15 protein-coding genes and 1 pseudogene are annotated in these 20,186 nt (G+C 42.7%); 8 read left to right on the top strand and 8 right to left on the bottom strand.

Annotated features, from left to right (window positions below):
• The first annotated feature begins 79 nt into the window (after nt 1-79).
• The gene (gene mog / locus AACS90_RS15875) at nt 80-655 is read left to right on the top strand and encodes a molybdopterin adenylyltransferase (protein ID WP_099108803.1); all 576 of its coding nucleotides are present in this window, start codon (nt 80-82) and stop codon (nt 653-655) included.
• Between the two features lie 114 nt (nt 656-769).
• Here mog and AACS90_RS15870 read toward each other — a convergent pair whose 3' ends face one another.
• On the bottom strand, nt 770-2,164 hold the full coding sequence (locus AACS90_RS15870; RefSeq protein ID WP_099120672.1) for a glycoside hydrolase family 1 protein: 1,395 nt from the start codon (nt 2,162-2,164) through the stop codon (nt 770-772).
• Nucleotides 2,165-2,262: 98 nt separating this feature from the next.
• Nucleotides 2,263-3,648, bottom strand: a pseudogene (locus AACS90_RS15865) (PTS transporter subunit EIIC); the annotation flags it as partial.
• Nucleotides 3,649-4,361: 713 nt separating this feature from the next.
• On the opposite strand from AACS90_RS15865, the gene AACS90_RS15860 reads away from it, so the two are divergent.
• Both AACS90_RS15860 and AACS90_RS15855 read left to right on the top strand, forming a co-directional pair.
• Nucleotides 4,362-5,003: an ArsR/SmtB family transcription factor gene (locus AACS90_RS15860; RefSeq protein WP_099120816.1), complete on the top strand. Its 642-nt coding sequence runs from the start codon at nt 4,362-4,364 to the stop codon at nt 5,001-5,003.
• 715 nt (nt 5,004-5,718) lie between these two features.
• Nucleotides 5,719-7,008 (top strand): MFS transporter, encoded by a 1,290-nt coding sequence (locus tag AACS90_RS15855; RefSeq protein WP_099120671.1) that lies wholly within the window; start codon nt 5,719-5,721, stop codon nt 7,006-7,008.
• A gap of 62 nt (nt 7,009-7,070) precedes the next feature.
• Here the strand turns inward: AACS90_RS15855 and AACS90_RS15850 are convergent, their stop codons facing one another.
• From AACS90_RS15850 to satP, 4 genes are all read right to left on the bottom strand, one after another.
• Nucleotides 7,071-8,240, bottom strand: coding sequence for an MFS transporter (locus AACS90_RS15850; RefSeq protein ID WP_099120670.1), 1,170 nt, complete (start codon nt 8,238-8,240; stop codon nt 7,071-7,073).
• A gap of 18 nt (nt 8,241-8,258) precedes the next feature.
• Nucleotides 8,259-9,437 (bottom strand): cysteine desulfurase family protein, encoded by a 1,179-nt coding sequence (locus AACS90_RS15845; protein ID WP_099120669.1) that lies wholly within the window; start codon nt 9,435-9,437, stop codon nt 8,259-8,261.
• 48 nt (nt 9,438-9,485) lie between these two features.
• Complete coding sequence (locus AACS90_RS15840) at nt 9,486-10,187, bottom strand: hypothetical protein (protein WP_193757140.1); 702 nt, start codon at nt 10,185-10,187, stop codon at nt 9,486-9,488.
• Between the two features lie 609 nt (nt 10,188-10,796).
• Nucleotides 10,797-11,369: an acetate uptake transporter gene (gene satP, locus AACS90_RS15835; RefSeq protein ID WP_099120667.1), complete on the bottom strand. Its 573-nt coding sequence runs from the start codon at nt 11,367-11,369 to the stop codon at nt 10,797-10,799.
• Between the two features lie 349 nt (nt 11,370-11,718).
• Between satP and dnaK the strand changes: the two genes are divergently transcribed.
• Nucleotides 11,719-13,632, top strand: coding sequence for a molecular chaperone DnaK (gene dnaK, locus AACS90_RS15830; RefSeq protein WP_099120666.1), 1,914 nt, complete (start codon nt 11,719-11,721; stop codon nt 13,630-13,632).
• 106 nt (nt 13,633-13,738) lie between these two features.
• Nucleotides 13,739-14,875, top strand: coding sequence for a molecular chaperone DnaJ (gene dnaJ, locus AACS90_RS15825; protein ID WP_099108811.1), 1,137 nt, complete (start codon nt 13,739-13,741; stop codon nt 14,873-14,875).
• A gap of 157 nt (nt 14,876-15,032) precedes the next feature.
• Here the strand turns inward: dnaJ and AACS90_RS15820 are convergent, their stop codons facing one another.
• Nucleotides 15,033-15,878, bottom strand: coding sequence for a DMT family transporter (locus AACS90_RS15820; protein ID WP_099120665.1), 846 nt, complete (start codon nt 15,876-15,878; stop codon nt 15,033-15,035).
• A 346-nt stretch (nt 15,879-16,224) separates the two neighbouring features.
• On the opposite strand from AACS90_RS15820, the gene nhaA reads away from it, so the two are divergent.
• Together nhaA and nhaR are read left to right on the top strand one after the other, a co-directional pair.
• Entirely contained in the window at nt 16,225-17,409 is a 1,185-nt protein-coding gene (gene nhaA, locus AACS90_RS15815) for a Na+/H+ antiporter NhaA (RefSeq protein ID WP_099108813.1), read from the top strand.
• 207 nt (nt 17,410-17,616) lie between these two features.
• On the top strand, nt 17,617-18,537 hold the full coding sequence (gene nhaR / locus AACS90_RS15810) for a transcriptional activator NhaR (protein WP_099108814.1): 921 nt from the start codon (nt 17,617-17,619) through the stop codon (nt 18,535-18,537).
• Between the two features lie 77 nt (nt 18,538-18,614).
• On the opposite strand, the gene rpsT is transcribed toward nhaR, so the two are convergent.
• Nucleotides 18,615-18,875 carry a 30S ribosomal protein S20 gene (rpsT, locus tag AACS90_RS15805; RefSeq protein ID WP_092513125.1) on the bottom strand — a complete coding sequence of 87 codons (261 nt, stop codon included), beginning with the start codon at nt 18,873-18,875 and terminating at the stop codon, nt 18,615-18,617.
• Nucleotides 18,876-19,223: 348 nt separating this feature from the next.
• Here rpsT and ribF point away from each other — a divergent pair, with 348 nt between their 5' ends.
• Complete coding sequence (gene ribF, locus AACS90_RS15800; protein WP_099108815.1) at nt 19,224-20,156, top strand: bifunctional riboflavin kinase/FAD synthetase; 933 nt, start codon at nt 19,224-19,226, stop codon at nt 20,154-20,156.
• Nucleotides 20,157-20,186 lie beyond the last annotated feature (30 nt).

Raw genomic sequence — 20,186 nt, 5'->3', positions numbered from 1 at the left:
TTCCTTAAAGGCGACATAATAACCGTGTCGCCTTTTTCACTTTCACTATTTTTATCATTTGCTGTTAATTGAGGTTCGCATGAATGTATTACGCATTGGCCTCGTGTCTGTTTCTGATCGTGCTTCCAATGGTATTTATCAGGACAAAGGTCTACCTGCATTAGAAGAATGGTTGGGAAAAACGGTAACGACGCCTTTCAGTATAGAAGCCCGCCTGATCCCTGATGAGCAAATCCTGATTGAGCAAACTCTGTGCGAATTAGTTGATGAATTGGGCTGCCATTTAGTTCTGACAACAGGTGGAACAGGCCCTGCTCGTCGTGATGTTACCCCGGATGCAACTCTGGCAGTTGCTGATCGTGAAATGCCCGGATTTGGTGAGCAGATGCGCCAAATCAGCCTTCAATTTGTACCCACCGCAATTTTATCCCGTCAGGTAGGCGTGATCCGCAATCAGGCATTAATTCTTAACTTACCCGGGCAGCCTAAAGCTATAGCAGAAACGCTGGAAGGGCTGAAAGATGATAGCGGAAAAGTCTTAGTACCCGGAATTTTTGCCAGTGTACCTTATTGCATTCAGTTGTTAGATGGCCCCTATATCGAAACTGATGAAAGCATTGTCTCAGCCTTCAGGCCTAAAAGTGCCCGCCGTTAAGATCTTAATGCTGGCTGACTGTTGTTATTGTTCAACTTGTTATTGTTCAATCAGCAGAAATTAGATTTTAAAAAGGTTCTGAATACATCAGAACCTTTGAGAAGCTGAGCTGGCTCAAATCAGGCTACCACCGCCCGTTTCAATAACCTGTTTATACCAATAGAAACTTTTCTTACGACGGCGTTCCAGCGTTCCGGTTCCCTGCTCATTCTGATCAACATAGATATACCCGTAACGCTTGGAAATCTCCCCTTTTGAGGCACTAACCAAATCAATGGCTCCCCAGCTGGTGTAACCCATGACATCCACTCCATCTTCAATGGCTTTCCTAACCTGCACAAGATGGTCATTAAGATAGCTAATCCGGTAATCATCCTGAATTGTGCCATCGGCTTCTACGGTATCTTTGGCTCCCAGTCCATTCTCAACAATAAACAGCGGCTTCTGGTAACGATCCCATAATAAATTCAGTAATGTTCGCAATCCGACAGGGTCTATCTGCCATCCCCATTCTGAACTGGCCAGATGGGGATTCGGGATCATATTCAGAATATTGCCCTGCTTTTTCTGATAGTCCGCTTCATTGCCGGAAGTACACCCACTCATGTAATAACTGAATGAGATAAAATCCACCGTATTTTGCATCTCAAGCTTATCCTGTTCAGTTATCGTGACTTCAATACCATGTTCCCGGAAATAACGCAGCATATAACCCGGATATGTCCCACGAGCCTGAACATCACCAAAAAACAGCCATTTCTGATTTTGCCGGAGAGTAGCCAGCACATCATCCGGTTTACAAGTCAGTGGATACATCAGCCCACCCAGTAACATATTGCCGATACGGGCATCAGGGATAATTTCATGGCAAAGTTTTACCGCGCGGGCACTGGCAACCAATTGATGATGAATGGCCTGATAGATTTCTGACTGTGTGCTGTTTTTCGGTAACCCGACGCCAGTTAGTGGCTCATGCAGTGACATATTGATTTCATTGAATGTCAGCCACAATTTCACTTTTTTCTGATAACGAGTAAGAACTGTGCGCGCATAACGCTCAAAGAAATCAATTAATTTACGATTTCCCCATCCACCGTGTTTTTTAACCAACGCCCACGGCATTTCATAATGGGATAACGTAATGACTGGCTGAATCCCGTATTTCTCCATTTCATCAAATAACCTGTCATAAAATGCCAGACCCGCTTCATTGGCCTGCATTTCATCGCCCTGAGGAAAAATCCGGCTCCATGCGATGGAAGTCCGCAAACAAGTGAACCCCATTTCTGCAAACAGAGCGATATCTTCGGGATAACGATGGTAAAAATCGATAGCGATATCTTTAAGATATTGTGTACTCTCAGACTCTCGCTCAATAACCGGCCCCATAATTCCCTGTGGCTGGACATCCGAAGTAGAAAGGCCCTTTCCGTCAGCTAAATAAGCGCCTTCAACCTGATTGGCAGCAATGGCCCCTCCCCACAGAAAATGTGTCGGAAACTGTTTCATACAAATATCCTCTCGGGTTACAAACTAATTGATCAATAGGGTTTTAATGATACTTTTCACTGTTAACTTTCTTTTATAGAAGGCCTGTGCAAAGAATTAGAAGAGACCGGAAGCCCGAATAGCCATGTCAGTACAGTAGAAATGATAAAGGCCAGCGCTGTGCCAATCATCGCTCCCCACACCGTGTTATTGATGCCTGTTGGTGGGATCATCTGAGTGAAGGTAAAAATATTCACCAGCCCCGCTGAGTAAATTGCGCCTTGGTAATACCCCACCACCGAACCACCAATTGCCCCCGCAACACAGCCAAAAATAAATGGCCGTCGGTAAGGCAAAGTCACACCATAAACCGCAGGTTCAGTAATACCGAACATACCGGAAGTCGCAGCAGAACCCGCCAGCATTTTTAATTTCGCATCCCGCGTACGCAAAAATACCCCAAAGGCCGCCCCTGTTTGCCCTATCACTGCGGGCAGCAACAGAGGTGTTAATGTATCGTGCCCGAGAACCGCCAAATTATTGATAGCAAGAGGAACGAATCCCCAATGAAGGCCGAAAATCACAAAAACCTGCCAGACTGCGCCCATAATCGCCCCAGCCAGTGCAGGAGCTACCCCATATACCGCCTGATAACCACCAGCCAGCAATTGACTCAGCCATGTAGCCATTGGCCCGATAACCAGAAACACCAGTGGAACAATCAATATGAGACAAATAAGAGGAGTGACGAATCCCTTAATCGTGGCAGGGATGTGATCATTCAGCTTTCTCTCTACTTTACAGCTAACCCAGGAAGCAAAAATAATGGGGATTACCGATGCACTGTAGTTCAGGAATGAGAGCGGGATCCCTATGAAATACTCGGTAGTGCTTCCCGCACTTGTTGATGCCTTAAAGGCGGAGATAATCATCGGATGAACCAATGCTCCCCCGATGGCCATCGTAATAAAAGGATTGCCGCCGAATTTCTTACCGGCTGTATAACCGAGCAATAGCGGAAAAAAGTAGAACAAAGAGTCGCTGGCAGCATACCAGACGTGATAAGTCCCGCTATCAAGAGACATCCATTTCAGAGTAACAGCAACCGCAAGCAACCCCTTCAAAATACCCGCCGCTGCCATAACACCTAAAAATGGGGTGAAAATACCGGATACAACATCAATAAACTGATTAAAAAGGCTGTCTTTTTTATTATTAGCGAAGTTCGGAGGCTCAGCGGTATCTGATGTTTGCTCAGCAGAAGTCAGTTCTTGCTGAACAGCCTGATAAACATCACCGACCTGATTCCCGATAACTACCTGAAACTGACCTCCGCTTTCGATAACCGTGATAATACCTGACTGAGCTTTTAACTTATCAATGTTAGCCAGAGCACTATCCCGTAATTTAAATCGTAGCCGGGTTGCACAATGGATGAGACTGATAATGTTCCCTTGACCACCAACATCCGCAATAATTTCCTGAGCTAATAGCTGGTATTTCATACTATTTTTTCCCCATTCTTCCATAGCGTGTTATTTTTCTATACCCATGGATTTCAAGATGTATCGCGGTAGCCACTGCTCGATGAAAGGTAGAAGCCTCTTTAACAATCTAAAAGTATACATAAACTATATTTATGTAATTATAACCAGAATGAGTAGAATGCAGCCACAAAAAGACAACTTGAAAGAGGGCGGGTATATTGAATGGAATACAAAGTAGTACACTTTATTCAAGCGAAAAAAAACCTGACAACCCTTCCAACACAACAGTTCAGGAAATCATTGTCAGGAGTTATACCCTAAAGATCTTCAAGTGAAGCAACTGACAATAACTTCAACTTAAAGAACAACAAGTATATCTGCGTAAATGTTTAAAATAGTGATAATTCAATTTTAAAGCCTAGTTTCTTTTGTAAATCACTCAAATTTCTCGTCATAAAAATGTGACGATGATCGCGATATTCCAGATAACTCATTCTCGTTAAGAGCAAACTGCATCGCGGCGTCAAGGGAGCTCATCTCTGGGAACATAGATAGCCATATATTTATAAAATCGGTGGCTGGGGTGAGCGAGCACAGCCAACAAAGAGGCAACTTGAAAGACGAGCCGTATTAGTCATTACTTTGCCTAGTGCTCGAACCATCGGAAAAACTTTGATATCATGATATTCAATGAATCTATTGAATATCATGATATTGGGAACCAGATGTCAATGTTTGATAAACAAATTCTTGTTGAGATTGCCGAAATAGCCAAAGTACTGGGAAATGTCCATCGCCTGACATTACTTGAGTGCCTGATGAATTCTGAGCAATCCGTCGAATGCCTGTCAGAGCTTTCCGGTCTGTCTATTGCTAACACATCCCAGCATCTGCAACATTTAAAACGTTCAGGGATCCTGCAATCCCGTAAAGTCGGTAAACATGTGTTTTATCGTCTGGGGGATGGTCCGGTGATGGATATCATTACCACTATCCAGAAATATGCTGAGTTTAATCGGGCAGAAATGCGCAGATTGATTGATGATATGGATAATCAGGAAGCTATTTCATGGGATGAATTGTTGGATCGAATCAAGGAAAAGAGCACCATATTATTGGATGTCAGGCCGAAAGAAGAGTTCAATCAGGGGCATTTACCGAATGCCATCAATATACCGATTGATGAACTGGAGAGCCGATTAGATGAACTGACTTCCAACTCAAATCTTATCGCTTACTGCCGCGGCCCCTACTGCGTTCTTTCTGATAATGCCCTTGAATTATTACGCGCCAAAGGCATTCGTGCCCGCCACTTTAAAAAAGGGTTTTCCGGCTGGAAAGATGCCGGGATGGATGTTGAAAGTATCTCTTAGGTTATTATAGGCCTGTAACAGGCCTATCTCTTATGGTTTTCTATTCTCAAAACACAGCGCAATGGCACGATAACGGTTCTGCGCTGTGTGCAAAATCAGAATAATAAAATAAATCATATTATTATAAATAGATAATGCTTATCGTAAACCTAATACATTGTTTTGTTTTATAGGAAGCAAGGCGTAGATTCATATATTCAATACTATGTTTATGGATCATTGTGATTGAACCAGATAAAAATTAAAGGAGATCTATTTCATAGATGGTAATGTCTTTCTGCTATTCCAATAGAATTAGATATTTATTGCATAAAGGGTGTTTTACATCATCGGATAATCAATCAGGCTGTTGATGTTTTCAAGAATTATTATGAAGCAATGATTAACGATTTACTCCCACATCAAGTTGAAATAAAAAGAAAAAATAGAGCGCGCTATCTGTAAGGTAAAAATGTAATTTTGTCTGATGACTTGTCTTTTACCTAAAGCCGAAGATTAACATCTATAATATTATAATGTTACCCCACCTTATAAAAACTACAGATTAAATACCTTTTAATATTAAATTAGATTTGTTTTTAGCTTTATTAGAGTCTGATAGAATCATCAGTATACCTGCTGTTTTTCAATATGTAGTTTCCTTAACTACATATTGAGATCCATAAAGTATATAAACTCATATGAAAAATATTTTATAACTATAAATCGGTACCTTATGTCACAACATCACAATCGTTCTCTAAACAAACAGGATTATAAAACTCTTTCTCTGGCAGCTTTAGGCGGTGCATTAGAGTTTTATGACTTTATTATCTTTGTTTTTTTTGCTGTCGTACTGGGGGAACTGTTTTTCCCTGCAGACATTCCTGAATGGCTCCGACAACTCCAGACTTTTGGGATTTTTGCCGCCGGTTATCTGGCACGGCCTTTAGGCGGGATCATCATGGCGCATTTTGGTGATCTGGCCGGGCGCAAAAAAATGTTTTCTCTCAGTATCCTGCTAATGGCTTTACCTACATTAATTATCGGCATGTTACCGACCTACACTACAATTGGCATCATCGCCCCACTACTTCTGTTAGTTATGCGAATTATGCAAGGAGCGGCAATCGGTGGTGAAGTTCCCGGTGCATGGGTATTCGTGGCAGAGCATGTTCCCCGTAAACATATCGGTTTTGCCTGCGGAATATTAACGGCGGGATTAACTCTCGGTATTTTACTTGGCTCTCTGGTCGCAACAGCAATTACTTCGGTTTACAGTAAACAGGAAGTTTTAGACTGGGCATGGCGTCTGCCTTTCTTCCTTGGTGGTCTTTTTGGTCTATGTGCCATGTACCTGCGTCGCTGGCTACATGAAACGCCAATATTTAAAGAAATGCAGGCACGTAAGGCATTATCAGATGGTTTACCCCTGAAATCCGTCATTCAGAATCATAAACGAGCTATTACTGTTTCCATGTTGCTGACCTGGCTTCTTTCTGCGGGTATTGTCGTCGTCATTCTGATGACTCCTACCTATATGCAGACAGTTTTCCATCTTGAACAATCCATGACGCTGAAAGCCAACAGTCTGGCAATTGTGTCACTTTTTATTAGCTGCGTATTAGTCGGACATTTCTGCGATAAATGGGGTGCCAGCAAAGTTTTATTGGCAGGCAGCTTAATACTGGGCGCAGCCGCTTGGTTCTTCTATCACAATATCAGCCATGACCCCATCAGGCTATACAGTGCTTATGCAATCGTAGGGTTCTCTGTGGGAGTTATCGGTGCTGTACCTTTTATTATGGTTCACAGTTATCCACCGAAAGTCCGCTTCAGCGGTATTTCTTTTTCATACAATCTGGCCTATGCCATTTTTGGCGGGCTCACACCGATTATCATCACTCTGTTAATGCAGTATACGCAATTAGCTCCCGCATACTATATGCTGATGCTGTCTGGGATAGGCGTGTTATTAGGGCTTTATCTGAGTAGAAAAACAATATCAGGTAATCAGGCAATATAAAGCAAGAGATAACCATAACCACCCGCTATATGGGTGGTTATGATTGAATCCAACAGAACCTTTTATTTCTCTAGGACAACCCCACCCGATTGTTGCCTTGGTAACGCTATAACAAGCTCAAGAATGGCTATCACAGCGAGCGTAGTGATAAATAAGGATTTGCCTGCTTCAACTAATATCCAACCACCTATTATTGGAAAACCGAATATCCCTACAAAGTAGGAGACAACGAACCAAGTAAGAGCTGCGTGGCGATTCTCAAGAGCAGATTCATTTATCGCCCAAGTTTGGATAACAGGATATACCAATCCATACCCCAGCCCCGTTAAAATAGCGGCTACAATCTGAAAGGCTGAATGAACAGGTATACCGAACAAAAATAAAATACCCAGAACTAAAAATGACATAAGTGTGATAACAAGTGGAATACGAGGTACAGTTGATAAATAGCGAGCCAGCAGAAGCCGAGATATAACCACAGTCACTACATGAACAGCAAAAAATGTGCTGGCTCTTGAATCTGTTCCTTCCACTATTGAACTCTGGAACGACATCATGCCAGAAAACACGCAGCCTCCCAGTCCTACCATAATAATCGGACGGATTGCACTAGTAGTCGCAATCTTCGATATATTCTTTATCCAGGGTCTTAATGATAATTCCCGTTGAGCCTGAGGTTCTCTAAACCCAAATACCATGAAAAATAGCGATGCAAAAATAGCAACAATACCAACCAGAAGAAAAGCTATCAGGATAGGTATTTTTACCTGTTCAACAACGATATAGAGTAAAATGGGGCTGCCACAAATTCCTGCCATCTGGAATGCACTGAAACGCGTAAACCAGTATCCTCTATCTGCATCAGAAATACGTTCAGACAACGCCATTGGCCCGCTGATATAGAACATACCCCAACCAAGGCCAATCAAAAACGCGCCTATACGTGGCATGTAACTCAGATCACCCGCGGAACTGCTGAGAAAAAAATAACCACATGACACTGATAAAGCTGCTAAGGCTGCGAAACGCGATGCTTCCAGCCTCCCGGCAAACCATCCAACTAAAGGAACACCAATCAAAGTGCCGATTAAAGCCACACTCAGTGTCATTCCTGCGTCAATATCACTCCCTCCTTGTGACCGAAAAAATTCAGAAATTAAGAAAGTCGCTCCATATCCACCCGCAGTAAAAGTCGTGCCGAAGAGGAGAAAAAGTGCTGATGTCGTTCGCATAAATCAAATCCTATATCGCTAAGAACTGAATGCTCTTGGAACCATAGACCTCAGTTTATTTATTGCTTCTTTCAACTTATGGCAAACATAGTCTATTTCTTCTTCATTGTTAAATCTTCCCAACCCGAAACGTACACTGGCTTGAGCATGCTCATTACTAACACCTATAGCCTTTAGCACATGTGACGAATCTCTGTTTGCAGACGTGCATGCAGACCCTGAGGACAGTGCAATATCAGAAAGCTCAAGCAACAGCGAGTCTGCATCTATTCCTTCAAACGATACATTAAGTAACCCCGGCAGGCATGCGGTTAGATGACCATTTATCCGAATACCATCCACATTTTCAATAAGATATTGTCGCAGTATATTTCTCAGGTGACCTAATCTCTGTGATTCGCCTGGTAAGTTTTTAACAGACAACTCAACTGCACGACCAAACCCTACTATCCCTGGGACATTAAGAGTCCCAGAGCGCAGACCCCGTTCATGTCCGCCACCAACAATGAGGGGAGATAAAACAATATTTTTATCACGCGAGTTGATATAAAGTGCTCCAATACCTTTCGGGCCATATATTTTATGTGCAGAAAATGAGGCCAGACTAATATTCAGACGTTGTACATCAAACTCTATTTTACCAAGCGCCTGTGTAGCATCAGTATGAAAAATTATATCCTGCTCTTTACAAATAGCGCCTATTTCCTCAATTTTTTGCAATGAACCAATTTCATTATTTGCCGACATAATAGAAACCAGATAAGTATCATCTCTCAATGCGCTATATATTGAGGCAGGGGATACAACACCGTCACTTTGCGGTTGCACATAAGTGACATCTATTCCCATTGATTCAAGTTTAGCGCAACAATCAAGAACAGCCTTGTGCTCAATCATTGATGTGATGACATGCCCTTTTTTATTTTTATGCTGAAGAGTTGTGATGGCAAGATTAATCGACTCGGTTGAGCCAGACGTAAATATAATATCCGATGGGCTTACCGCATTGATTGATGATGAAATTAATTTTCTGGCATGCTCAACTGCTTCTCTGGCTTTCCAGCCAAAAGCATGGCTAATACTAGATGCATTGCCATATTCATGAGTAAGATAAGGCATCATAGATTGAAGCACTTCGGGATCTAATGCAGTTGTAGCATTATTATCTAGATATATTAATTTGGATAGAGTTTGCATAATGTTCTACTTTGTAATGTGAAGATGGAATTATATTATTTAAAATAATTAGGCAAGTGTTATATCACCCTGACTCACATCACCAGTTTCACTAACGAGATTAAGACGAATAGCACTGGAAACACCTAACATATGGCTAAGTTGAAGTCCGCGAGCATATGCTAGTGCTCTAGACCACACACAATCTTCAAAGAATACTTCCAAAAGAGTATCTGTATTATTACCTGCTGCTTTTTCAAAATATTCTTTTGTAATAGCTGCGCAGGTGAGTTTTTGAGTTGGCTCTTCATAAGAAACATCAGACATTGATGGTTTGGAATCTGATGTGCTTTTGGAAACCATACGTTGCTTGAGTATTTCGGGGATTTCTTCAGAGGCAAGGATGTGAACTAAGTGTTGTCTAGCGGAATCTTCGTGAATAACTCGTATTTCACCAAGTGATATTTGATGCTTTTCAGCTATGGGTAAAAAAACGTTTACAATCGAGGTGTGGAGTTGGCTCAAACGAGGGTTTCTTTTTTGAGAGTTAGATAGATTATCTGCCAAGAATTGTAAACGAAATATTCCACGGTGATCGAAGGCTATAGATATTTTTGGTAATTGACCACATTTCTCTTGGATTTTTTTTGCTAATACAAGCGCTGCTTCAAAGGCTTTTAGTTGTGCTTCGACAACTATTTTATCCTCTTTATCAAGATAAACACGTGAATTGCCAGCGAGTATACTAATATTATTTTCTTGTATATTTATATTCATTAACTATTCGCCCGTCATATTTAATTGTTAATCCACGCAGATGAAGATAGCACATGAAAAATTCATCAAACAATTTTCAAATTGAAAAGTATAAGCTAGATCAAAATATTATATGAGGTTGGAATTAGAACATATATAAGAATTAAATTCCTCGTTTAATTTATTAAAATAGTGACAATCATCCTTTCTCAATGTTTCTCACCCTGATGATTCCGTGCTTTATGGGATATGTCTTCACAATAAATAAATAAAGTCTTAACTTTATTTTTAATTATCCCCAATAAACATTTTTATTGTTTGTGATTTAATAAAAATTAATAACCCTACTGTTCCTTGAGTCTATCCATGAGGCTTTTAATATAAATCAGTAGCACATGTAACAATTAACACTAAAGTTTTTTATTAACTCATATCTTTCCAGGATGGGATATAATGGCTTTGTAATTAATTAAATAGAATTCAATATAAATATAGAAATTAAAATAGAAGTAATTATAAAACCCGGTATTTACCATAGTTTTTATTCATAACCGAATAAAAAAACAGGATGAGTAAAACGACTCATCCTGTTCCTTTTTGCCAGTCAGCTAATTATATCTGATATCAGGCGTGTTTTTTCTCACCAATTGGCAGAATGGTACGGCCATACTGTTCATTCAGAACTTCAGCCATTGCCAGATAGACAGCACTTGCACCACAAATCACACCTTCAAAACCAGCAAAAGTCAGAAGGCTGGCGTTACCAGTGATGTTACCAATCGCCAGCAGAGCGAACAGTACAGTCAGACTACCGAAAATGAACTGCAAAGTGCGGTTAGCTTTCAGAGTGCCAAAGAACATAAACAGCGTAAAAATACCCCACAGTGCAAGATAAACGCCGAGGAACTCAGGACTGGTTGCTTCTGCCAAACCCATTTTTGGCAGGAACAGCACACCAATCAGACTCAGCCAGAACATTCCGTAAGAAGTAAATGCGGTTGCACCGAATGTATTTCCTTTTTTGTACTCAATGATGCCCGCCAGCACCTGAGCCAAACCACCATAAAAAATTCCCATACTTAAAATAACAGACGTTAATGGGAAAAAACCTGCATTATGCAGATTCAATAAAATGGTTGTCATGCCAAAACCCATCAAACCCAATGGGCCTGGGTTCGCCAACTGATTAGAACTCATATTTTCCCTATAAATTCAAATAAAACAAAATATTAAAAAAGATTTTCATGGCACTTTTCTATGCCAGAAAACCATAAAAGGCGGCGGATCATAATGTGATGGCATCAACTACACAATGCCCCCAGAAAAATTTTTTTATTAAATCTCAATTTTTTTTCAATCTCCCCCTTGATGCTGAGATGAATGACCCCATCTAAGTCTCAACTACAGTTACTACTGACACTTCAGTAACGGCTGAAAACATACAATGAGGAATTTCTGGCAGACAGTGCCATTGAAAAGAAAACATTCATCCTCATATAGCGTAGTAACTTGACCGAATATATGAATTCTTTGTGGAGGCGTTTAGATGGGTAAAATCATTGGTATCGACTTGGGAACTACCAACTCTTGTGTAGCAATTATGGACGGCACAACAGCACGTGTGCTTGAAAACAGCGAAGGTGATCGTACAACCCCTTCAATCATCGCATATACTCAGGATGGTGAAACTCTGGTTGGTCAACCAGCTAAACGTCAGGCTGTTACTAACCCGCAAAACACCCTGTTTGCCATCAAGCGTTTGATTGGCCGTCGTTTTCAGGACGAAGAAGTACAGCGTGACGTTGCTATCATGCCATACAAAATCACCAACGCAGACAACGGTGACGCATGGCTGGAAGTAAAAGGCCAGAAAATGGCACCACCTCAGGTTTCTGCTGAAGTCCTGAAAAAAATGAAGAAAACCGCAGAAGACTATCTGGGTGAGCCAGTAACAGAAGCAGTTATCACTGTTCCTGCTTATTTCAACGATGCACAGCGTCAGGCAACTAAAGATGCGGGCCGTATCGCAGGTCTGGAAGTTAAACGTATCATTAATGAACCAACTGCAGCAGCTCTGGCTTATGGTCTGGATAAAGAAGTTGGTAACCGTACTATCGCAGTTTACGACTTGGGTGGCGGTACTTTCGATATCTCTATCATCGAAATCGACGAAGTTGACGGCGAAAAAACGTATGAAGTTCTGGCAACCAACGGTGATACTCACTTGGGTGGTGAAGACTTCGACAGCCGTATGATCAACTATCTGGTTGATGAGTTTAAGAAAGAACAAGGTATCGATCTGCGTAACGACCCACTGGCTATGCAGCGCCTGAAAGAAGCAGCAGAAAAAGCGAAAATCGAGCTGTCTTCCGCTCAGCAGACTGACGTGAATCTGCCATACATCACTGCAGACGCAACCGGTCCTAAGCACATGAACGTTAAAGTAACCCGTGCAAAACTGGAATCTCTGGTTGAAGATCTGGTGAAACGTTCTATCGAGCCACTGAAAGTTGCACTGAATGATGCTGGCCTGTCTGTATCTGACATTCAGGATGTCATTCTGGTTGGTGGTCAGACTCGTATGCCAATGGTTCAGAAAGCTGTTGCAGACTTCTTCGGTAAAGAACCACGTAAAGACGTTAACCCTGATGAAGCAGTTGCAATGGGTGCGGCAGTTCAGGGCGGTGTACTGGCAGGTGACGTGAAAGACGTTCTGCTGCTGGACGTAACTCCACTGTCTCTGGGTATCGAAACCATGGGTGGCGTGATGACGTCTCTGATTACGAAGAACACCACTATCCCAACTAAGCACAGCCAAGTATTCTCTACAGCAGAAGACAACCAGTCTGCGGTAACTATCCACGTATTGCAGGGTGAGCGTAAGCGTTCCGGCGATAACAAATCTCTGGGTCAGTTCAACCTGGACGGCATTCAGCCAGCACCTCGTGGTATGCCTCAGATCGAAGTGACTTTCGACATCGATGCCGATGGTATCCTGCACGTTTCTGCGAAAGACAAAAACTCTGGTCGTGAGCAGAACATCACCATTAAAGCATCTTCTGGTCTGAATGAAGAAGAAATCCAGCAAATGGTACGTGATGCAGAAGCTAACGCAGAAGCTGACCGTAAGTTCGAAGAGCTGGTTCAGACTCGCAATCAGGCAGACCAACTGGTTCACGGCACTCGTAAGCAAGTTGAAGAAGCTGGCGACAAACTGACTGCTGACGAAAAAACCGCTATCGAGAAAGCTGTTGCTGAACTGGAAACTGCGGCGAAAGGCGAAGATAAAGCTGAAATCGAAGCGAAAATTCAGGCTCTGGTTGAAGCATCTAAGAAACTTCTGGAAATTGCACAGCAGCAGGCTCAGGCAGGCGCAGCTGATGCAGATGCAGGCAATGCCGCGAAGAAAGATGACGACGCTGTAGACGCTGAATTCGAAGAAGTTAAAGACAAAAAATAATAGCCCTTAGCGGGCAAAGTAACAGGACGCCTGTTACTTGTTAACTAGCACGGGCGTTGAGGTAACACTCTACGCCCGTTTGTGCGTGTTAGGGGTAAACAATACGATGGCAAAAAAAGACTACTATGAGGTTTTGGGTGTTTCCAAGACCGCTGATGAAAAAGAGATCAAAAAAGCCTATAAGCGACTGGCTATGAAATTCCATCCTGACCGTAATCAGGGTGATAAAGAAGCTGAAGCCAAATTTAAAGAAATTAAAGAAGCATATGAGATCCTGACTGACTCTCAGAAGCGCGCAGCTTATGACCAATATGGTCATGCCGCCTTTGAACAGGGTGGTATGGGTGGAGGTGCTGGCGGCTTCGGTGGTGGCGCTGACTTTAGCGATATCTTTGGTGACGTTTTCGGAGATATTTTCGGTGGTGGCCGTCGTCAACAGCGTCCAAGCCGTGGTTCTGACCTGCGCTACAGCATGGACTTGACACTGGAAGAAGCTGTCCGTGGTGTGACCAAAGAGATCCGCATCCCAACTCTGGAATCCTGTGAAAGTTGTCATGGCAGTGGTGCAAAAGCAGGTACCAGTCCGGAAACCTGTTCGACCTGTCAGGGTGCGGGTCAGGTACATATGCGTCAGGGCTTCTTTACGGTTCAGCAGCCATGTCCTCAATGTCATGGCCGTGGAAAAATCATCAAAGAACCATGTAACAAATGCCACGGTCACGGTCGCGTTGAAAAATACAAAACACTGTCCGTTAAAATCCCGGCAGGTGTCGATACCGGTGACCGCATTCGTTTAAGTGGTGAGGGTGAAGCTGGCGAACACGGCGCTCCGGCAGGTGATTTGTACGTTCAGGTTCAGGTTAAAGCGCACCACATCTTCGAACGTGATGGCAGCAACCTTTATTGTGAAGTGCCAATCAATTTTGCAACTGCAGCACTGGGTGGCGAAATTGAAGTACCGACTCTTGATGGCCGCGTTAGCCTGAAAATCCCGGCGGAAACTCAGACTGGCAAATTGTTCCGCATGAAAGGCAAAGGCGTTAAATCCGTTCGTGGCGGTGCACAGGGCGATTTACTGTGCCGTGTTGTCGTGGAAACTCCGGTTAAACTGAACGAAGAACAGAAAGAGCTGATGCGTCAGCTGGGCGAGTCTTTTGGCGGAAAAAGCGGGGAAACCAATAGCCCACGCTCCAAAAGCTTCCTTGATGGCGTGAAAAAGTTTTTTGATGATTTGACTAAGTAATTTAGTTTATTCGTCAGAACGAATTTACTCAGCCAAAAGCTGGTTTTAGTTCCCCAGTCACATAGATAAGACAACTGTGTGACTGGAGCGAATGCTCTTAGCCAGCAAAAAATAACTTAGAAGACGATAAATGTCCCCGACAAATTGGAATCATCCCCTACCCTAATTTCATTCCGACAACCCCACTGACAATTACAACACAAGCCAGCAATCGCATTTTGCTAAACGGTTCCCGTAAGATGAAAACCGATAATAGCATGGCAAAGAATATGCTGGTTTCGCGTAATGCAGCGACCAGTACAATGGGAACATGACTCATTGCCCAAATGGCAATACCATAACTGACCAACTGCATGAATCCACCAAGAAGCCCCGGTTTCCAATATTGGCGAATACTTTGTCTGACAGTGTTTCTATATTTGACATACATCAGCCCGCCCATTACCCAGCCATAGACAGCAAACAGCCACAGAATATAAGTCAGGGCATTATCACTGGCACGAGCACCCACGCCATCAACCAATGTGTAACAGGCAGTAAAAACAGAAGTTGTAATCGCTGCAATCAATGCCCTGCGATCCAGTCGGAGAGATTTCTTCCCATAAGGAAATGCAATAAAAATGACACCAACAATAATTAAACCAACACCCAGCATCGCTAAAGGTGGTAACGTCTCCTGTAAAATAACCCAACTTAGCAAAGCGGTAATAAGCGGCGCACATCCTCTGGCTATGGGATAGATCTGGTTTAAATCTCCCATTTCATAAGAACGGCTTAAAAACAGGCAATAACCAATTTGCAGTACACAAGATAATATTAACCACGGCAGGGAGCTGATTGTCGGTAATCCAACCCAGAATAACCCCAAAGTTGAGATTAACCCGGAAAAAAACGCGATAAGTGCAATTCCCAAAAATCGATCAGCACCCACTTTTATCACTGCATTCCAGCTGGCATGTAATAAGGCAGCTCCAAGCACGGCAAATAATACTAGTGTTTCCATAATCGCATTTACCTTTGTCTTTTTATTGTTATTGATTAGTTTTTATTAAGTTAATAAGTCATCCTCCATAAATCCCCAAGTTAGTCAAACTTAATTTCTCTCGAGTAATCCTCGGAAAACACAATGTTAAAAACACATTAAATCGAATATACCGAATTATATCGCATAAATAATCTACTTTTTCCGAAACCAAAGTTAATGTAGTATTTATAACTTCATTAGCCATAATCACGATATTTATAGCCACATTATTTATAAAAATAATATTTATACCCAATATTCAGGTAACTATTGTCTCTACAACAATAGTGTCGACAACCTAATTCATCTTATAGGTTATTAATTTATGACTGCAATTATTCGTCAATTCTTAAAATTAGAAGCAGCGGGAGGGATACTCCTCATTATTGCTGCCATTATTGCGCTGATGATGGCAAATACGCCATTGCAGACTATCTATCATCAGTTTCTTAACTTGCCCGTTGCGGTTCAGTTTGCTGCACTGGAAATCAATAAACCATTATTACTATGGATAAATGATGGATTGATGGCCGTTTTCTTCCTGATTGTTGGTCTGGAAGTTAAGCGAGAACTCATGGAAGGTTCTTTAGCCAGCCGTGATAAAGCCATTTTTCCTGCCATTGCAGCCCTCGGAGGTATGCTTGCCCCAGCATTAATTTATCTACTCTTTAACGGCAATGATGAAATCACCCGTCAGGGTTGGGCTATTCCCGCCGCCACCGATATTGCATTTGCTCTTGGTGTGATGGCTCTCTTAGGGAATCGCGTACCTACAGCGCTAAAAGTATTTTTGCTCGCTCTGGCAATTATTGATGATTTAGGGGTCATTATTATTATTGCCCTGTTCTACACCAAAAGCGTTTCAATGGTTGCTCTGGGGCTGGCTGCGACAATGATAGGGCTGCTTGTATGGATGAACTGGCGTGGTGTTGCCAAAACATCCGCTTATTTGGTGGTTGGAGTAATTCTGTGGGTTTGTATCCTTAAATCAGGTGTTCATGCCACGTTAGCGGGAGTGATTGTCGGTTTTCTGATCCCTCTGCGCTGTAAAAATGGTCACTCACCTTCCGAAGCACTTGAGCATGGTTTACATCCGTGGGTAGCATATCTAATCCTGCCACTCTTTGCTTTTGCCAATGCCGGGATTTCACTACAAGGAGTCTCTCTGGAAGGTTTAAGCGGCATGTTACCTGTCGGTGTTGCTCTTGGCCTGTTTATCGGAAAACCGTTAGGCATTTTCCTGATTAGCTGGCTCTCAGTGAAGTTGGGTATTGCCAAATTACCGGCAGGAATTGGAATGCAGCAAATCTTTGCAGTCTCTGTCCTGTGTGGAATCGGCTTTACAATGTCTATTTTTATTTCCGGTCTGGCATTTGAAGGTCTTAGTGAAGACTTCAGTACCTACTCACGTTTAGGGATATTGATTGGCTCGACCACCGCTGCTTTTATTGGCTATGGTTTGCTCAATAAACTCCTGCCAAAGAAGGTTTTAGCGAAGAAAAAAATATAGCCAAATGCCGTCGAATAGACTAATTTAGGCGCATAATCGAGACAATTCCAAATTAATTCATCCTCTTAATATTCACGGTATAACGTCTCACCTGCTGTACCGTGAATATTCATATTAGAAGAAAACAGGAGAGCATCATAATCTGGCAGCCTGAAACGTAAGGTCACGGCTGTTGTACAGATATGAGGTATACACAAGGATAAATATATGCGGGTTTCACATTTAAACTTTAACCACCTTTACTACTTTTGGCATGTTTGTAAAGAAGGTTCTGTTGTCGGGGCTGCTGAAGCTCTATACCTGACACCACAGACTATTACCGGCCAGATTAAGGCGCTGGAAGAACGCATGGGTGGAAAACTGTTTAAGCGTCAGGGAAGAGGATTAGTTCCGTCAGAGCTGGGACAACTCATTTTCCGCTATGCTGATAAGATGTTTATGCTCAGCCAGGAAATGCTGGACATCGTCACCTACAGCAGAGAATCAAACCTGCTGTTTGATGTCGGGGTCGCAGATGCCCTGTCCAAACGTCTGGTCAGTAAGGTATTAGAAACCGCGGTAGTGGAACATGAGAAAATCCATCTGCGTTGCTTTGAATCAACCCATGAAATGCTGCTTGAACAGCTCAGTCAACATAAACTGGACATGATTTTATCTGATTGCCCGGTTGATTCCACTCAACAGGAAGGCCTGTTTTCTGTCAAGCTGGGAGAGTGCAGCATCAGTTTTTACTGCCGCGAACCGATCCCGGAAAAACCTTTTCCGGAATGTCTGGAAGAGCGTCGTTTATTGATCCCCGGCCGTCGTTCAATGCTGGGCAGAAAACTGCTGACATGGATACGCAATAAAAACCTTGAGGTTGAGGTATTGGGAGAGTTTGACGACGCAGCGTTAATGAAAGCGTTTGGTATGTACCATAATGCTATTTTTATCGCTCCATCTTTCTATGCCAATGATACTTTTGCTGACAGCGATATTATTGAGATAGGCCGACTGGAATCAGTACAGGAAGAATATTATGTTATCTTTGCTGAAAGAATGATCCAGCACCCGGCTGTTCAGCGCGTATGTAACAAAGATTTCTCTGATTTATTCAATGTTCCGTTGAAAAACAGATTAGAGAAATAATACGAGAGCCAGCATCATCGGGTATATACAAAAAAACCGGCAAAAGCCGGTTTTTTCAGCATAATTAAAACAACGAATTACATTGCTTTAATTTGCGCTGCCAGAGCAGATTTATGACGTGCTGCTTTGTTTTTGTGGATCAGACCTTTACAGGCGTGACGATCAACAATTGGTTGCATGTCATTGAATGCGTTCTGTGCAGCTTCTTTATCGCCAGCAGCGATTGCCGCGTATACTTTCTTGATAAAAGTACGCACCATAGAACGACGGCTTGCGTTATGCTGACGGCGTTTCTCAGACTGTACGGCGCGTTTCTTAGCTGATTTGATATTAGCCAAGGTCCAACTCCCAAATATATTCTATCGAGGACAATTCAAAGGCCGAGGAATATGCCTGTTCAGCCTTCTTTTGTCAATGGATTTGTGCAAATAAGCGTCGTTGTACGGCGACGCTGGTTACGTTGTGATGGGGCAGGATTTTATCAGCTTACTGAAAGGGAATACAGCCTTTCACAATAAAAAACTCAATGAATCACTGAGAAATGCGATAAATTAAATATTTTTCGGGCATCTAACCTGTTTTTATTGTATGAATCAGGTTATTAATTAAAACCCTTTGTGATCGTGGGTTAACCTTGTGCGCTGTACAAGGTATAATCCGGCAATTTTCACGGTATTGAGCCAGCTATGGAGCTAATTCGCGGTATACACAATATCCGGGCGCGTCACCATGGTTGCGTGCTGACGATTGGTAATTTTGATGGTGTCCATCGCGGGCATCAGGCTTTATTGAAACATTTGAAGCAAGAAGGGCTGCGTCTCGGGTTACCGACAATGGTGATGATTTTCGAACCGCAGCCACTGGAAGTATTTGTCGCTGATAAAGCACCAGCCCGCCTGACACGGCTACGGGATAAAATAAAATATTTATCCCAGTATGGTGTTGATTACTTGTTATGTGTGAAATTCGACAGAAATTTTGCTGCCAATTCACCGGAAGCATTTGTTTCCCGGTTGCTCGTGGAAAAACTGGGTGTTAAGTTTCTGGCGGTTGGTGATGATTTCCGTTTCGGTAAAAACCGTCTTGGCGATTTTCACTATCTACAGCAGGCAGGTAAACAATACGGCTTTGATGTTGCCAGTACAGACAGCTTTTGTGACAGTGGTCTGCGGATCAGCAGTACCGCCATTCGGCAATCATTGCAACATGATGATCTAACATTGGCTGAAACATTACTGGGGCATCCTTACAGCATAAGTGGCCGGGTCGTTCACGGTAATCGTCTGGGAAGGACTATTGGCTTTCCCACGGCAAACTTACCTCTGAAGCGGCTGGTTGCTCCCGTGAAGGGCGTTTATGCTGTTGAAGTTTACGGTTTAGGTGATACTCCTTTGCCGGGTGTTGCCAATATCGGAAATCGCCCTACCGTTTCTGGTCAGGGCCAGCAACTTGAAGTACACCTGATTGATACCCAAATGGATCTGTACGGGCGTCATATTGATGTGGTATTGCGCAAAAAATTGCGTGATGAACAGCGATTTGCTTCGCTTGATGCACTTAAACAGCAAATCGCAAATGATGTGGTCTCTGCGAGAGAATACTTTTTGCAGCGATCCTAATCATCTACTTGAACCCCACTTGAGGGGTAT

Origin of the sequence: Xenorhabdus sp. KK7.4 (assembly GCF_963876465.1) — a bacterium.
GTDB lineage: Bacteria > Pseudomonadota > Gammaproteobacteria > Enterobacterales > Enterobacteriaceae > Xenorhabdus > Xenorhabdus stockiae.
The sequence above is the reverse complement of the archived record's forward strand: the minus strand, read 5'-3'. Positions and strand labels throughout refer to the sequence as shown.

Excerpts from the sequence above, each read along its gene's own strand:
- mog (WP_099108803.1), top strand. The coding sequence starts at position 80 with ATGAATGTATTACGCATTGGCCTCGTGTCTGTTTCTGATCGTGCTTCC.
- AACS90_RS15870 (WP_099120672.1), bottom strand. The coding sequence starts at position 2,164 with ATGAAACAGTTTCCGACACATTTTCTGTGGGGAGGGGCCATTGCTGCC.
- AACS90_RS15860 (WP_099120816.1), top strand. The coding sequence starts at position 4,362 with ATGTTTGATAAACAAATTCTTGTTGAGATTGCCGAAATAGCCAAAGTA.
- AACS90_RS15855 (WP_099120671.1), top strand. The coding sequence starts at position 5,719 with ATGTCACAACATCACAATCGTTCTCTAAACAAACAGGATTATAAAACT.
- AACS90_RS15850 (WP_099120670.1), bottom strand. The coding sequence starts at position 8,240 with ATGCGAACGACATCAGCACTTTTTCTCCTCTTCGGCACGACTTTTACT.
- AACS90_RS15845 (WP_099120669.1), bottom strand. The coding sequence starts at position 9,437 with ATGCAAACTCTATCCAAATTAATATATCTAGATAATAATGCTACAACT.
- satP (WP_099120667.1), bottom strand. The coding sequence starts at position 11,369 with ATGAGTTCTAATCAGTTGGCGAACCCAGGCCCATTGGGTTTGATGGGT.
- dnaK (WP_099120666.1), top strand. The coding sequence starts at position 11,719 with ATGGGTAAAATCATTGGTATCGACTTGGGAACTACCAACTCTTGTGTA.
- dnaJ (WP_099108811.1), top strand. The coding sequence starts at position 13,739 with ATGGCAAAAAAAGACTACTATGAGGTTTTGGGTGTTTCCAAGACCGCT.
- AACS90_RS15820 (WP_099120665.1), bottom strand. The coding sequence starts at position 15,878 with ATGGAAACACTAGTATTATTTGCCGTGCTTGGAGCTGCCTTATTACAT.
- nhaA (WP_099108813.1), top strand. The coding sequence starts at position 16,225 with ATGACTGCAATTATTCGTCAATTCTTAAAATTAGAAGCAGCGGGAGGG.
- nhaR (WP_099108814.1), top strand. The coding sequence starts at position 17,617 with ATGCGGGTTTCACATTTAAACTTTAACCACCTTTACTACTTTTGGCAT.
- ribF (WP_099108815.1), top strand. The coding sequence starts at position 19,224 with ATGGAGCTAATTCGCGGTATACACAATATCCGGGCGCGTCACCATGGT.